Origin of the sequence: Lentzea sp. NPDC051213 (assembly GCF_044455585.1) — a bacterium.
In the GTDB taxonomy this organism is placed as follows: Bacteria; Actinomycetota; Actinomycetes; order Mycobacteriales; family Pseudonocardiaceae; genus Lentzea.
The window spans coordinates 44,961-58,552 of sequence record NZ_JBITEX010000006.1; the positions used below are offsets into that span (position 1 = coordinate 44,961).

Sequence of the window (13,592 nt, forward strand, 5' to 3'; positions counted from 1 at the left end):
GTCTCCTATTCGGACGGAACGAGTTTCAAGGAGACGGAGTTGATGCAGTACCGCTGGTCTGTCGGCGTGGGATACCCCTCACCTTCGAAAACATGCCCGAGGTGGCTGTGGCATGTGGCGCAGAGCACCTCCACGCGGGCCATGCCGAGCGCGCGGTCCTCACGCAGGATGACCGAGTCTCCGGCCAGGGGCGAGAAGAAGGACGGCCAGCCGCAGTGCGAGTCGAACTTGGTGTCACTGCGGAACAGCTCCGCACCGCACGCACGGCACTCGTAGACGCCTTCGGTCTTGGTCTCGGTGTACTCGCCCACCCACGGACGCTCGGTGCCTGCCTGGCGCAGCACCGCGTACTCGGCGGGGTTCAGCTGGGCGCGCCATTCCTCTTCGGAACGCACGACTTTGGGGGTGGCGCCGACAACAGGTTCCATGACCCTTTATAACGCCGGTTCCGGCGCTGGGCTTCCCGGCGGCCGCGGTGCGCGCCTCGCCGTAAGACCCCGTTAAGGAGTCGTTTTCGTTTGGGGCAGAAGAAATCCCCGGAGTTGATCTCGGAGATGTGCGCAGAAGGTGAGCTCAGAAGATGAGCACGAGAATGTCGCCCAGCGCGAACCAGACCGTCAGCAGAACGCCGAGCAGGATCAGCCCGACCACGAGGACGGCGACCAGCCGCCGGTGCCCGGTCGTGCGGTTCGCGGAGTCCGCGAAGTCCTGCACGCCCTCCAGGTAGCCCTCGACGGTGTAACCGGGGCGCTGCCGCTGCATCCGGCCGAGGTGCTCGGCGAACGCCTTCGTCTCGGGATCGTGGGGGTCGAGGCCGATCAGTTCCTCCCGGAACTTCTCGCGCTCGTCCTTCGAATCGCCCATAACCCCCAGCTTATCGCCAGGGACTTGGGATCGAAGTGAACGAGGTGTTGACGCCGGGCGACCGGTCAACCCGCCAACGCGACTGCGGGCTTGACGGCGTGCTGTCCACGTTGACGGGGCTGTCCACGTTGACGGTGTGGAGTCCACGTTGACGGGGCTGTCCACGTTGACGGTGTGGAGTCCACGTTGACGGGGCTGTCCACGTTGACGGTGTGGAGTCCACGTTGACGGCCGGGTGTCCATGTTGACGGTCGGGTGTCCATGTTGACGGCCAGGTGGAGCGTCAACGTGTGTACAGGACATGTTGACGCCGAGGTGGACATGTTGATTGGCATGTTGACTGGAATCAACATGTTGACCAGTCCGTACACATGTTGACCAGTCAACACGCAGGTGGACCAGTCAACCTCGGATCAACCCGCGTGCGGTCACCCAGCCAGGGCGAGTGCGGGCTTGACGGCGCCGACAGTGCGCCCGTGGCCCAGGACGGGCACGGTGGCGAGGTCCTCGACCTTGCCGACGTCCACGCCGAGTCGCTTGAGCACCGCGACGATGACGACCGCGCGGGCCCGCGACGAGCCGTCCGCGATCTTCAGGGCGACGCCTTCACCGGTCGGCAGGCCCACGGCGTAGACGCCTTCGGCGCCGTCCTTGGCGACGACGCCGGGCAGGGCGTCCATCAGCACGGTGACGTCGCGGCCAGTGCCGCCGACCCACTGCGGGTAGGCGTTCATGGCGGCGGCCACGCGGTGTTCGAGGGTGCCCTCGGGCGCGCTGGCCAGTCGGCCGAACGCCCTGGCCAGGCCGGTCAGGCTGATGGCGAAGATGGGGGCGCCGCAGCCGTCGACGCCGACCTGGGCGACGGGCTCGCCCGCGACGTCCTCGATGGTGGCGCGGGTGGCGACCTGCAGCGGGTGGGTCGGGTCGAGGTAGTTCTCGGTCGGCCAGCCGTTCGCGACGCAGGTGGCGAGCATGGCGGCGTGCTTGCCGGAGCAGTTCATGTACTTCGGCGCGGGGGAGAGGCCGCGGGCGAGGTGCTGGGCGCGGGCCTCGTCACCGAGCGGCAGGTCGGGCGTGCACTGCAGGGCGTCCTCGTCCAGACCGGCCTGAGCCAGGATGCGCAGCGCGCCCTCGACGTGGAAGTCCTCGCCGGAGTGCGAGGCGCAGGCCAGCGCGAGCAGCTCGCCGTCGAGGTCGAGGCCGCTGCGCAGCATGGCGAGGGCCTGGAGGGGCTTGTTGGACGAGCGCGGGAACGCGACGTCGCCCGGCCGGCCCACGGTCAGCGTGGGGGAACCGGCTGCGTCCGTCGCGACGACGGTGCCGTGGTGCACGGACTCCAGGAAGTCGCCGCGCCAGACCTCTGCCACAACCTCGTGACCCATGTCGCCCCTCCCGCTGCTCCGGTTCGAACCTGTCGACTAACTGCCAACTGTCGACAGTTGACATGTTCGCTAGTTTAGCGGGAGGGCGGCCGGTGCCGTCCAGATCGGGAGACGAACGTGACACCTCCGACTCCGCTGCACCTCAGTCTGGCCGGACAGGCCGTCGACGTTCTGCGTGAGCAGGTGCTGACCGGGGCGATTCCTCCAGGCTCGCGGGTGAACGAGGTCGAGGTCGCGCAGAAGCTCGGCATCAGCCGTGGCCCGTTGCGCGAGGCGATCCGGCACCTGGCGTCCGAAGGCCTGCTCACGCTCGTGCCGCACCGGGGTGCGTTCGTGCCTGAGTGCGACGCCGACGACGTCCGGGCCCTGTTCGAGCTGCGCACAGCGCTGGAGTGCGCGGCGGCGGAGCTGGCGGCGTCCCGGCGCACCGACGTCGACCTGGTGCGGCTGCAGCAGGTGTGCGCGGAGAGCCGGCGCAACTACAAGGCGGGGCAGCAGTTCCCGTACCGGCTGGACCTCGCGTTCCACCAGGCGCTGCTGGACGCGGCCCGCAGTCCGCGCATCACCGAGCAGGTGCGGCTCGTGCAGCAGCGAGTGGTGTTGTTGCGCAGCGCGATGGAGGACGACCCGCCGCACCAGCACGCGTCGATGGACGACCACGACGAACTGGTCCGCGCGATCGCGGACGGCGATGCGGCGCTCGCGTCGTCGGTGATGCGGCGGCACCTCTCGCGGGTGTGCGCGCAGATGCTGACGAGCCTGTCAGCGCAGGACCGCGCTGAGGAACGCGTCGGCGTCGAACACCTCGGTGCCGGGCGCCACGAGCCGGTAGGTGGCGTCGAGGAACTTCCGCAGCGTCGCCAGCGGTAACCGGAACACCGTGAGGTGCCGGTCGGAGACCAGTTCCAGCACCAGCACGCGGCCCGCGTAGGGCCGCATCCGCACGTCACCCGCGCCCGCCGGGCCGCCCAGGCCCTCGGCGAGCAGGTCCCTGCCCATGATCCAGGTCGCCACCGCGCCGCCGGCGTGGAAGTTCATCGTCACCGCGAACGGGTCGTCCGACTGGTAGACCAGCTCGGTCTCCACCGGAGCGGTGGTGCCGTTCGGTCGGACGAAGTCGAAGACGGTGCGCGATGCGACCCGCATCAGTTCTCCCTTGGTGTTCGCCGGTGTTCAGCAGTACTCACGCAATTGGCACCGAAATGGTTCACGCCGGGCGCGTTGCGATTACCAATTCCACGGGACCTGGGAGAACCTGGATGCCGGTGAACCCCACCTCGGCCATAGCCCGTTCGTACCAAGCGGTTTCGCGGAGCATGCTCGTACAGCTGTCGACGCCGATCAGGAAGTACGACCAGAAGAACTGCCTGGCCAGGCGTTCCGAGTCGCGGAACTCCTCGCAGACGACCACCGCGCCGCCCGGTGGGAGAGCTGTGAATGCTTTGCGCAACAACAACTCGGCCGTCTCGGCGGGCCAGTCGTGCAGCACCCGGACGAACGACAGCACGTCGTAGCCGGACGGCAAGGAGTCCGCCAGGAAGTCGCCGGGCACGAACCCCACTCCGGCCGAGGTGTCCACCAGCGGCCCGACCTCGGGCAAGTTGTAGACGTCCGCTCGCAATCCGGGCATTTCCGTCACCACTGCCGCGGCAAGCGTGCCATCACCGCCACCGACGTCGAGCCACCTGACAGAATCCCGAAAGAACTTCGCGGCGCGGAAGGTCTCGATGAATGGCCCGATGCCTGCCCGCATGCTTTGTTCGAAGCCCGCTACGTCATCAGGCGGCCAGCTGAACACCTCATTCGGTGTACTCCATTCGCCGCGCAGCAATTCGGGTATTCGGCCCTGCAGGGCGCGCCAGTCGTAAGTGTCGCGGTCCAGCTCCTGCGAACCCGGCCCGAACACCTCGCGCGCGGCCTCCAGGGCTCCGTCGGCGGCGCGGTAGACGGTGTCGAGGGTCGAGGCCGAGGTCTGCTGTCGCGTCACGAAACCGAGGGACTCGAGGCAGTCCATCAGCTTGTAGAGCCGCAGCGGCACCAGGCCGAGGTCGCGGGCCACCTCGGCCAGCGTCACCGGGCCCGGTGTGACGGCGGCCAGCACACCCAGGTCCAGCGCGGTCCTGACGACGTCGACCGCCTTCGAGCCGTTGAACAGCAGGCTCAGCAACGCGCGCGGCGTCATGCGACCACCTCGTCCATGAACCGGTCGACCTCGTCGAGGGTGTTGTAGACGTGCGGGGCGATCCGCAGACCGCCGCGGTAGCTGCACACCATCCCGGCCGCGTCGAGGCGCGTGTGCACGGCCTGGTCGCCGGGGAAGCTCAGCACGACCACCCCGCCGCGGCGCGTCTCCTCCCGCGGCGTCACGACGGCGATCCCGGCCTCGTCGGCCCGTTCGATGATCCGGTCCGTGCAGCGCAGGGAATGCGCCCGGATCTGCGCGACACCGACGGACGCGAAGAGGTCGAGCCCGACCCGCGACATCATCGCGGTCAACGGCACCGGCATCCCGCTCGCCAGCCGTTGCGCGTCCGGTGCCCACTGCGTCGGCGGCGCCCACGACAGCGGTGACTCCGAGGCGAACCAGCCCGTCGCGGCCGGTCGCAGTTCCGGCAGGAGATCCTGGCGGGCGTAGAGGAACGCCGTGTGCGCACCACAAAGCCACTTGTGTGCACCGCCCACCGCGAAGTCCACGCCTGACGCGGCCAGGTCGACCGGAACGACACCGACGGTCTGGAACGCGTCCAGCAGCACGAGCGCGCCGACTTCCTTTGCCCGCGCCACGATCCGCGTCACGTCGATCAGCGCGCCGGTCGTGTAGCTGCCGTGCGACACGCACACGATCCGGGTCTGTTCGTCGATCGCGGCCACCAGTGCGTCCTCGTCGAACGCCGGACCCGGCCCGCCCGCGACCACGACCTCGGCGCCGTAGCGGGCGAAACCCCGCCACAGGAACGGCATCGACGGGAACTCCAGGTGACTCAGCACCACCCGGTTGCGCCCGGTGAAGTCGAGACACGTGCCGACCCGGCCGAGCAACGTCGAGGTGTTGACGTCCGTGACGACGGTTCCCCTTGGCGCGCCGAGGAAATCCGCCAGCGCGTCGCGGTAGCCCGCCATCGCCTCCAGCCACCCGCCCCACGCCGAGTCGCGCCACGACGTGATCGTCGCCCAGTAGTCGTCCAGCACCTGCCTGACCCCGCGCGGCTGGGCGCCGGTCGAGTTGCTGTTCAGGTAGACGCACGTGCCGAGCAACGGGAACTCATCGCGCAGCACGAGGCCTCCAGCCCGCCGTCATCTCGTCCCGCACGGTCCACAGCTCGCGGAACAGCGGCTTGGTCATGCGGCCCAGCAGCACCCGCGCGGGCATGCCGTCGAGCGACACCGTCTCGCGGCCGACACCGATCGTGCGCCGCACCAGCAGGTAGTGCGCGATCAGCCAGCGCTGGAACCCCTCGTCGAAGTCCAGCAGCCGCTCGCAGATCGTGGTGAGGTCGGCCGCGCCGCCGTAGACGTTGATCAGCTTCACCTCCCGGCGCGCGAGCAGCCGGCCGAGCGCGTCGTTGACGTACCCGGCCGCGGTCAGCACGGCGTTGAAGCCGGGCGACTCCTGGCCGCTGCCCTCGCCGAGGTTGTGCCGGACGACCTGGAACGCCTGCGGCGGCATGGTTTCCAGCACGCCCATCTCCTGGTGCAGGCAGGTCATGATCCGCACCACCCGGTCCAGCCTGGTGACGACCTCCCACAGCGCGTCGCGGTCCAGGTCCTCGACCACCCCGGCGAGCTCCTGCGTCAGCAGCTTGAGCCAGAGCTCCTGCGCCTGGTGCACGACCTGGAACATCAGCTCGTCGGGGTGCGACAGCTCGTCGGGTTCGCCTTGCAGCGCCAGCAGTTCGCTGGTGCGCAGGTATCTCTCGTAGTCGGTGTTGCCTTCGCCGACCCACTTCTTGAGCACCTGGTTGAACAGCGGGCCGGTCAGTGCGTCGCGCAGATCGCCGGCTGGGGACATGGGCACGCTCCTTCCCAGGAACGGGGTCAGTCGAGCAGCTTGCGGGCCACGATGTGGCCGGAACCGCCGTTCACGCCGTGACCCGGCCAGGTTCCCGCGCCGACGAGGTGCACGTTGGGCACCGTCGTCGTGTGACTGGGCTGGCCGGGCAACGGCCGGAACACGTAGCTCCCGGCGAGGTCGTGAATGCCGCCGTACGGTGCGCCGGGGCCGCTGTTCACGTTGTGCGCCGCCAGTTCCCTGGGCGAGATGACGTACCGGCCGAGCACCACGTCGGGCAGGTTCGGCACGTGCTGCCCGGCGATCTCGACGACCCGGTCCGCGAAGCGGTTCTTCACGTCCTCGGTCCACTCGCCGTCGACGCCGATCTCGTCGGCCGCGTCACCGCGCGGCACAGCCGGCACCTCCAGGATCTGCAGCCGTGCCACGGCTTTGCCCTCGGGGCAGCGGGACGGGTCGAGCTCTGACGGCGAGTCGAAGGAGATCGTCGGCGACGCGGGCAGCAGGCCGCGCACGGCCTCGTTGATGGCCTTGGACACCCCGTTGAGCCCGGTGGTGAAGTGCGGTTGCCCGACGCCGGCCAGCGGTTCGGGGTAGCAGGGTGGTTCGGAGAGCGCGAGATGCACCTGCACCGCTCCCAGCCCGTACCGGTACCGCTGCGCCTGCGTGCGGATCAGCGGCGGCACCGCGTCCGGCTCGTGCGCGAGGAGCTTCAGGTAGAGCTGGTCGGGGTTCACGCTCGCGACCACCGTCGTGGCGCCGATGAACTCGCCGTCCTCGGTCTCCACCCCGGTCGCGCGGCCGTGCGCCAGAACGATCTTGCGGACGGTCGTGCCGGTGCGGATCTCGCCGCCGTTCTTGGTGATCAGCGCACCCAGGGAGAGGGCGAGCTGCTCGGCGCCGCCCGCCGGGGTCGGCATGCCCGCCGCCTGGAGCGCGAGCAGCACCAGGATCACCCAGAGGCCGCTGTTCGCGTCGTCGACACCGCGGCCGAGATGCGTCGCCCACGGCGCGAACATCGCGCGCACGAGCGGTGAGCGGAAGCGCTCCTCCAGCAGGTGCCGCGCGGACATCGTGAACAGGTGCGCGAACTCGGAGAACCCGTTGTCGCCGCCCATCAATTCCCGGATCTGGGGCTGCGCCCCCGCCAGGTCCTGGGCGAAGAGCCCGAACACCGGTCCGGCCAGCGGCGCGAACTCGTCCAGCAACGCCGCGAGGGCCGCGCCGTCACCGGGGGCGAGCCGTTCGAACTCGGCGATCGTCGCCTCGACGTCGGTCGAGAGAAAGGTCGCCGAACCGTCCGGCAGCGAGACGCCGGTCGGTTTGGTCGTGTTGCGGAACTCCAGTCCCACCGCCGTGAGATCCGTGCCGAGATCCGCCCACGCGGCACCGGAAAGGAACAACGGCATGGCCGTCGCATAGGTGTCGTGCCGGAAACCCGGCAGTGTCAACTCGTCGGTGCGGACGAACCCACCGACCCTGTCATTGGTTTCGAGGACCACCACACTCCGGCCGGCCCGTGCCAGGCACGCAGCCGTTACGAGCGCGTTGTGCCCTCCACCCACCACAACCGCGTCATAAGTGCTCACATTTTCAAAGTAGCCACATACGTGCGCTCGATAGGTTGAATTCCGTTCATCGGAACTCGAATGCGAATCTCGTTCTTATCCGAACGTATTTGAGCTGACGCCGATCAGCACGAACCGGTCGCCGACGGAGGCGCGGAACTCGCCGCTGTCCCAATGCTCGATCCGCAGCTCGTCGCCGGGCGTGACGGGGGCGGTGAAGCGAACGTGCAGCTCGGTGAAGTCCTTGCCGCGCAAGGTGATTCCGAGCGTGCAGAGGCCGTGCAGGATAGGCGTTGGGAAGCCTGCTCTCCGCGCGAATTCCGGGTCGTCGTGCATCGGGTTCACGTCGCCGGTCTCCCGATAACGCAACGCCTGGTTCGGCGCTGTGCGAAAGAAGCTCACCCGCGGCTCCGCGTCCGGCACGGCGAATTTCCGGGTTTCCCCGCGCGGGCCACCGAATCCGCCCTCGCCTTTGACGAAGCACGACGACCGCGTCGACGCGTATGCCGACTCCCAGGTGCTCACGACGAGCGCGCCGGATCCCTTGTCGCAGATGTCCGTCACGGTCTTGGTGACGACCGCCGATCCGCTCATGGGCAACGGCTGGTGCAGCCACAGCGACTGCTCGGCGTGCAGGACCTGGGTCATGTCGGCGCCGGTCAATCCCAGCTGCGGGCCGCCGTGCTGGAGCAGCGGGATGGCGAACGCGGGGGAGTAGCCGCCGACCGCCGCCGCGTACACCTCGGCGTCGTCGGCCGACCAGGTGCGGACCTGTCGTTCGACGACGCCGAGGATGTCGTGGCTGAGCACCACCCCAACCTAGTTCTATCCGAGTGTGCCGCGAACGTTCGCGTGACCCTTGAGCAGGTTGCGGGCGATCGTGCGGCGCTGGATCTCGTCGGTGCCCTCGTAGATGCGCAGCAGCCGCAGCTCGCGGTACCAGCGCTCGATCGGCAGCTCGCGGGTGTAGCCCATGCCGCCGTGGATCTGCAGGACGCGGTCGACGATCTCGTTGGCCTTGATGCCGCCGTAGAGCTTCGCGATGGACTGCGCCTGCCGCGAGTCCTGCTTCTGGTCGACGAGCCACGCGGCGTGCAGCACGAGCCAGCGCAGCGCCTCGATCTCGACCGCGGAGTCGGCGATCATCCACTGGATGGCCTGGTACTCGGCGATGGGCTGGCCGAACGTGACGCGGTTCTTGGCCTGCTCGATCGACATCTCCACGAGCCGCTCGACACTTCCCAGCGCGCGGGCGGGCAGCAGGTAGCGGCCCTGGCCGATCCACTGCATCGCGAGGTGGAAGCCCTTGCCCTCCTCGCCGAGGATGTTCTCGTGCGGCACCCGGACGTTGTCGAACACCAGCGCCGCCGGACCCCACTGGCCCATGGTCGGGATGGGCTCGGACTTCCAGCCCATGTCGCGGTCGACGAGGAAGCACGTGACGCCGCCGTCGGCGCCCTTCTCCTTGTCGGTGATGGCGAAGACCATCACGAAGTCGGCCTCGTTGCCCTGCGTGATGAACGTCTTCTCGCCGTTGATCACCCACTCGTCGCCGTCCTTGACGGCGGACGTGCGGATGGCCTTGGCGTCACTGCCGGCGCCGGGCTCGGTGATCGCGAAGCACGACACGCGCTCGCCGGAGATCGTCGGCAGCAGGTAGCGCTGCTTCTGCTCCTCGTTGCCGTGGAACAGGATGTTGTCCGCGTACCCGCCGAACCGGAACGGCACGAAGCTGCGGCCGAGCTCGGCCTCGATGAGCGCGGTCATCATCGCGCCGAGGCCCATGCCGCCGTACTCCTGCGGCGTCAGCACCCCGAAGAAGCCGGCCTGCTTCGCCTTGTCCTGGAGGGCCTTCAGCTCCTCCTTCGGCAGACCGGGCTGGCCGGCGCGTTCGCGGCGCAGCACCTCCGGCTCGAGCGGGATGATCTCCTTGCGCACGAAGGTCCGGACCCAGTCGCGGATTTCCTTCTGCTCCTCGTCGAGCGTGAAGTCCATGTCTTTTCCTTTACTGGAACGCGTTGATGCCGGTCAGCGCGCGACCGATGAGCAACTTCTGGATCTGGCTGGTGCCCTCGTAGAGGGTGGTGACGCGGGTGTCCCGCAGGTACTTGCCCACCGGGTACTCGTCGATGTAGCCGTAGCCGCCGAAGACCTGGATGGCGCTGTTCGCGACCTTGACGGCCGCCTCGCTGGCGTAGAGCTTGGCCATGCTCGCTTCGGTGCTGAACGGCTGGTTCCTGTCGGCGAGGTCGGCGACACGCCAGGTCAGCAGCCTGGCGGCGTCGGTTTCCACGGCCATGTCCGCCAGGAGTTCCTGGACGAGCTGGAAGCCCGCGATGGGCTTGCCGAACTGCTCGCGTTCCTTGGCGTACTTGAGCGCGGCTTCGAACGCACCCCTGGCGGCGCCGACGCATCCGGCGGCCACGGACATGCGGCCCTTGTCGAGCGAGCCCATCGCGAGCTTGAAGCCCTCCTCGCTCAGCAGGGCGTCGTCCGGCACCTCGACGTCCTCGAGGGTGATCTCGGCGGTGGCCTGGCCGCGCATGCCGAGCTTGCCCTTGATCTCGGTGGCGGTGAAGCCGGCGGTGCCGGTGGGGACGAGGAACGCGCTGATGCCCCTGGGGCCGGGACCGCCGGTGCGCGCGAACACCAGCGCGACGTCGGCCCACGTGCCGTTGGTGATGAAGACCTTGCGGCCGTTGATCACCCAGCCGTTGTCCGTCTTCGTGGCCTTGGTGACGAGGCTGCCCGCGTCACTGCCGGTGCCGGGCTCGGTGAGGGCGAAGCAGCCGATCTGCGTGCCCGCGGTGAGGCCGGGCAGCCAGCGTTGTTTCTGCTCCTCGGTGCCGTGCTTGGCGATCGACTTCGCGACCAGCCCGAGCGAGACGGAGATGATCCCGCGCACGGCGCTGTCGCCCCTGGCGATCTCCTCGAGGACCAGGCAGTAGGCGAGGTTGTCGCCGCCGGAGCCGCCGTAGGACTCGTCGATGCCGAGCCCGAGGAACCCGACCTCGCCGAGCGCGGGCACCAGCGACTTGTCGATGGCCTCCTCGCGGTCCCAGCGCGTGGCGTGGGGGACGATCTGCTCGTCCGTGAAGCGCCGGGCCAGCTCCTTGAGCTGCCGGTGTTCGTCCGAAAGCGTCAGATCCACGGGTCCTCCCGATTAACCGAACAGTGTTAGGTTAACTCACATGCCCCGGCCGAGCACCCCTCTGCTGAGCCCCGACCGCATCAGGTCGGTGGCTCTGGCCATCATCGACCGGGACGGCCTCGACGGCCTGTCCATGCGCAAGCTGGCCGCTTCCCTCGGTGTGCAGGCGGCGTCCCTCTACGGCCACGTCCGCACGAAGGACCAGCTGCTCAACGACATCGCGTCGACGATCCTGTCGTCCGTCGACGTCTCGGGCTTCGCCGTGGACTGGCGTGAGGGGCTCTTGAGGTGCGCGCGCTCCTATCGTTTGGCGCTCTCCTCGCACCCGAACATCGTTCCTTTTCTGGCGTACGGCCCCGCAGGTCGTGACGAGTCTCTTCAGCGGCTGGACCTCCTGCACGGCGCTCTGGTCGACGCCGGCTGGTCGCGCCGCGAGGCCACGATGATCGCCGCGGGCCTGATGTACATCGTGTTCGGCTCGGCCCTGTCGTCGTTCTCCAGCGGCTTCTCCGCCGACCCCGCCGACTACTCCGGCCGCTACCCGCACCTCGACCGCGCCCACCTGCTCCCCGGCGTGGCCCGCGAACTGGACCGCGACAGCTTCGAGCTGGCGCTCGCGGCGTTCGTCCGCGGCCTTTAGTGTTCGGGCGTGGCTTCCAAGGCGATCGAGCTAGAGGTCGGCGACCAGCTGGTGCGGGTGTCCAACCCGGACAAGCCGTACTTCCCGGCGCGGGGCATCACCAAGGGGCAGGTGGTCGAGTACTACCGCACGGTGGCCCCGGCGCTGCTGTCGGTGCTGCGCGATCGCCCTGTCGTGCTGAAGCGCTACGTCGACGGCGTCGAGGGCGAGGCGTTCTACCAGAAGCGCGTGCCCAAGGGCGCGCCGTCGTACGTCGAGACCGTGCAGGTCCGGTTTCCGTCCGGCCGGCCCGCCGACGAGATCTGCCCGACCTCGGAAGCCGTGATCGTGTGGGCCGCGAATCTCGGCACCTTCGACTTCCACCCGTGGCCGGTGCGGCGGTCCGACGTCGATCATCCGGACGAGCTGCGCATCGACCTGGATCCGCAGCCGGGCACCGACTTTCGCGACGCGGCTGCTGTTGCTGCGGTGTTGCGTGAGGTGCTTTCCGACGCCGGTCTCGTCGGCTATCCGAAGACGTCTGGTGGCCGCGGTATCCACGTCGCGGTGCGGATTCGGGCTGAGTGGGACTTCATCGACGTTCGTCATGCCGTGATCGCGCTGGCTCGTGAAGTGGAGAAGCGGGCGCCGTCGTTGGCGACTTCGGCCTGGTGGAAGGAAGAGCGCGGCTCTCGGGTGTTCATCGACTTCAACCAGGCCGCGCGGGATCGCACGATCGCTTCGGCTTGGTCCGTTCGTGGTACTCCTCGTGCCACCGTTTCTACTCCGGTGACCTGGGATGAACTGTCTACTGTGGACCCTGATGACTTCGATGTGCTGACTGTGCCGAAGTATTTGGAGGAGCGCGGCGATCTGCACGCCGGGCTGGACTCCGAGGCGTTCGGGATCGAGACGTTGCTGGAGTGGTACGCGGCTGATCCGCGTGGGGAGATGCCGTATCCGCCGGACTACCCGAAGATGCCGGGCGAGCCGATGCGGGTGCAGCCTTCTCGCGCCCGCAAGCAGGAGTAGCAGTTGCGCGAAGATCGGGGCGTGGACGGCGAGCTGCTGCGCGACCGCCTCGGCCTGCGTGGCGACGTGACGCGGTTCGAGGCGGGCTCACTGCCGGTGTTCGCCATCGGTGACGACCTGGTGCTGAAGCTGTGGCCGCCGGAGCACCACGACGAGGTGCCGACCGAGGTCGCGGTCATGGAGGCGTTGCACGGCAAGCTGCCCGTGCCGACGCCGAAGCTGCACGACACGGGGCTGCTGGACGAGTGGGCGTACGTGCTCATGTCGCGGTTGCACGGCGACGAGCCCGAGGTGCCGGACGTCGAGATCAGCGTCCAGGTCGGGGAGTTCCTGGACAGCGTGGATCTGGAGCCCGAAGAGCCGGTGTTGCTGCACACCGAGATCATGTCCGTGCACCTGTTGCAGCAGAACGGGAAGCTGTCCGGGCTGTTCGACTTCGAGCCGGCGATGCGGGGCCCGTTCGAGTACGAGTTCGTCGGTGCGGGCATTTTCGTGACAAAGGGCGACCGGCGGTGCTGGCAGGCGATGGTCGACGCCTACGGGCGGACGCCGGATCCGCGGCGCGTGCTGGCGTACACGTTGATGCACGTCTACAGCAACATGACGTGGTTCATGAACGTCATGCCCAAGGCGGACATGCTGGACGATCTCGCCGTACGGTGGTTCGGGGAGTGAGCCAACCGGTTGTATCGGTGACCGATCCACCGGGCGACCTCGTAGAATGAGTGCAACGCGAGAGGAGGTCGCCATGGCTCAGCCCTATGTCGTGCGGTACGTCGGCGGTCCTCTCGACGGCCGGGTCGACTCGCTGCCGTCCGTGCCGGAAGACCCGAAGCAGACGGTGACGTACGTGCACCTGCATGGCGGCCCGAAGATCGTTCACGTCTACGACCTGTCGTACGCGGTCGAGTACGGATGTGAGTACCGGCTGCGCGCCGACGAAGTCTGAGCAACCCTCACGTGGACA

16 protein-coding genes are annotated in these 13,592 nt (G+C 68.4%); 5 read left to right on the top strand and 11 right to left on the bottom strand.

Features of this window, described 5'->3' with window-relative positions; translation table 11 throughout:
• Positions 1 to 5 precede the first annotated feature (5 nt).
• The 3 genes from msrB to ACIA8G_RS26350 all read right to left on the bottom strand — a co-directional run bounded on the left by msrB (position 6) and on the right by ACIA8G_RS26350 (position 2,246).
• Positions 6 to 428, bottom strand: coding sequence for a peptide-methionine (R)-S-oxide reductase MsrB (gene msrB, locus ACIA8G_RS26340; protein WP_396421325.1), 423 nt, complete (start codon positions 426 to 428; stop codon positions 6 to 8).
• 145 nt (positions 429 to 573) lie between these two features.
• Positions 574 to 864 carry a hypothetical protein gene (locus ACIA8G_RS26345; RefSeq protein ID WP_396421326.1) on the bottom strand — a complete coding sequence of 97 codons (291 nt, stop codon included), beginning with the start codon at positions 862 to 864 and terminating at the stop codon, positions 574 to 576.
• Positions 865 to 1,292: 428 nt separating this feature from the next.
• Positions 1,293 to 2,246: an asparaginase gene (locus ACIA8G_RS26350; RefSeq protein WP_396421327.1), complete on the bottom strand. Its 954-nt coding sequence runs from the start codon at positions 2,244 to 2,246 to the stop codon at positions 1,293 to 1,295.
• 117 nt (positions 2,247 to 2,363) lie between these two features.
• Here ACIA8G_RS26350 and ACIA8G_RS26355 point away from each other — a divergent pair, with 117 nt between their 5' ends.
• Positions 2,364 to 3,116 carry a GntR family transcriptional regulator gene (locus ACIA8G_RS26355; protein WP_396421328.1) on the top strand — a complete coding sequence of 251 codons (753 nt, stop codon included), beginning with the start codon at positions 2,364 to 2,366 and terminating at the stop codon, positions 3,114 to 3,116.
• Here the strand turns inward: ACIA8G_RS26355 and ACIA8G_RS26360 are convergent.
• The 8 genes from ACIA8G_RS26360 to ACIA8G_RS26395 form a co-directional block, all read right to left on the bottom strand.
• A complete protein-coding gene (locus ACIA8G_RS26360; RefSeq protein ID WP_396421329.1) occupies positions 3,009 to 3,392 on the bottom strand; it encodes an SsgA family sporulation/cell division regulator in 384 nt (127 codons plus the stop codon). The genes ACIA8G_RS26355 and ACIA8G_RS26360 overlap by 108 nt on opposite strands.
• A gap of 61 nt (positions 3,393 to 3,453) precedes the next feature.
• Positions 3,454 to 4,428 (bottom strand): methyltransferase, encoded by a 975-nt coding sequence (locus ACIA8G_RS26365; protein ID WP_396421330.1) that lies wholly within the window; start codon positions 4,426 to 4,428, stop codon positions 3,454 to 3,456.
• On the bottom strand, positions 4,425 to 5,522 hold the full coding sequence (locus tag ACIA8G_RS26370; protein WP_396421331.1) for an aminotransferase class V-fold PLP-dependent enzyme: 1,098 nt from the start codon (positions 5,520 to 5,522) through the stop codon (positions 4,425 to 4,427). The genes ACIA8G_RS26365 and ACIA8G_RS26370 overlap by 4 nt, the downstream gene beginning before the upstream one ends.
• Positions 5,509 to 6,255, bottom strand: coding sequence for a tryptophan 2,3-dioxygenase family protein (locus tag ACIA8G_RS26375; RefSeq protein ID WP_396421332.1), 747 nt, complete (start codon positions 6,253 to 6,255; stop codon positions 5,509 to 5,511). The genes ACIA8G_RS26370 and ACIA8G_RS26375 overlap by 14 nt, the downstream gene beginning before the upstream one ends.
• A 26-nt stretch (positions 6,256 to 6,281) precedes the next feature.
• Positions 6,282 to 7,844 (bottom strand): phytoene desaturase family protein, encoded by a 1,563-nt coding sequence (locus ACIA8G_RS26380; RefSeq protein WP_396421333.1) that lies wholly within the window; start codon positions 7,842 to 7,844, stop codon positions 6,282 to 6,284.
• Between the two features lie 75 nt (positions 7,845 to 7,919).
• Positions 7,920 to 8,633, bottom strand: coding sequence for a MaoC/PaaZ C-terminal domain-containing protein (locus ACIA8G_RS26385; protein ID WP_396421334.1), 714 nt, complete (start codon positions 8,631 to 8,633; stop codon positions 7,920 to 7,922).
• Between the two features lie 15 nt (positions 8,634 to 8,648).
• Positions 8,649 to 9,818, bottom strand: coding sequence for an acyl-CoA dehydrogenase family protein (locus ACIA8G_RS26390; protein WP_396421335.1), 1,170 nt, complete (start codon positions 9,816 to 9,818; stop codon positions 8,649 to 8,651).
• A gap of 10 nt (positions 9,819 to 9,828) precedes the next feature.
• Positions 9,829 to 10,974: an acyl-CoA dehydrogenase family protein gene (locus ACIA8G_RS26395; protein ID WP_396421336.1), complete on the bottom strand. Its 1,146-nt coding sequence runs from the start codon at positions 10,972 to 10,974 to the stop codon at positions 9,829 to 9,831.
• 40 nt (positions 10,975 to 11,014) lie between these two features.
• Between ACIA8G_RS26395 and ACIA8G_RS26400 the strand changes: the two genes are divergently transcribed.
• The 4 genes from ACIA8G_RS26400 (at position 11,015) to ACIA8G_RS26415 (ending at position 13,574) form a co-directional block, all read left to right on the top strand.
• Positions 11,015 to 11,614 (top strand): TetR family transcriptional regulator, encoded by a 600-nt coding sequence (locus tag ACIA8G_RS26400; RefSeq protein WP_396421337.1) that lies wholly within the window; start codon positions 11,015 to 11,017, stop codon positions 11,612 to 11,614.
• Between the two features lie 9 nt (positions 11,615 to 11,623).
• The gene (gene ligD, locus ACIA8G_RS26405; protein WP_396421338.1) at positions 11,624 to 12,625 is read left to right on the top strand and encodes a non-homologous end-joining DNA ligase; all 1,002 of its coding nucleotides are present in this window, start codon (positions 11,624 to 11,626) and stop codon (positions 12,623 to 12,625) included.
• A 3-nt stretch (positions 12,626 to 12,628) separates the two neighbouring features.
• Positions 12,629 to 13,300, top strand: coding sequence for an aminoglycoside phosphotransferase family protein (locus ACIA8G_RS26410; protein WP_396421339.1), 672 nt, complete (start codon positions 12,629 to 12,631; stop codon positions 13,298 to 13,300).
• 73 nt (positions 13,301 to 13,373) lie between these two features.
• Positions 13,374 to 13,574 carry a hypothetical protein gene (locus ACIA8G_RS26415; RefSeq protein ID WP_396421340.1) on the top strand — a complete coding sequence of 67 codons (201 nt, stop codon included), beginning with the start codon at positions 13,374 to 13,376 and terminating at the stop codon, positions 13,572 to 13,574.
• The last annotated feature ends 18 nt before the right edge of the window (positions 13,575 to 13,592 follow it).

Excerpts from the sequence above, each read along its gene's own strand:
- ACIA8G_RS26350 (WP_396421327.1), bottom strand. The coding sequence starts at position 2,246 with ATGGGTCACGAGGTTGTGGCAGAGGTCTGGCGCGGCGACTTCCTGGAG.
- ACIA8G_RS26345 (WP_396421326.1), bottom strand. The coding sequence starts at position 864 with ATGGGCGATTCGAAGGACGAGCGCGAGAAGTTCCGGGAGGAACTGATC.
- ACIA8G_RS26360 (WP_396421329.1), bottom strand. The coding sequence starts at position 3,392 with ATGCGGGTCGCATCGCGCACCGTCTTCGACTTCGTCCGACCGAACGGC.
- ACIA8G_RS26375 (WP_396421332.1), bottom strand. The coding sequence starts at position 6,255 with ATGTCCCCAGCCGGCGATCTGCGCGACGCACTGACCGGCCCGCTGTTC.
- ACIA8G_RS26400 (WP_396421337.1), top strand. The coding sequence starts at position 11,015 with ATGCCCCGGCCGAGCACCCCTCTGCTGAGCCCCGACCGCATCAGGTCG.
- ACIA8G_RS26390 (WP_396421335.1), bottom strand. The coding sequence starts at position 9,818 with ATGGACTTCACGCTCGACGAGGAGCAGAAGGAAATCCGCGACTGGGTC.
- msrB (WP_396421325.1), bottom strand. The coding sequence starts at position 428 with ATGGAACCTGTTGTCGGCGCCACCCCCAAAGTCGTGCGTTCCGAAGAG.
- ACIA8G_RS26415 (WP_396421340.1), top strand. The coding sequence starts at position 13,374 with ATGGCTCAGCCCTATGTCGTGCGGTACGTCGGCGGTCCTCTCGACGGC.
- ACIA8G_RS26365 (WP_396421330.1), bottom strand. The coding sequence starts at position 4,428 with ATGACGCCGCGCGCGTTGCTGAGCCTGCTGTTCAACGGCTCGAAGGCG.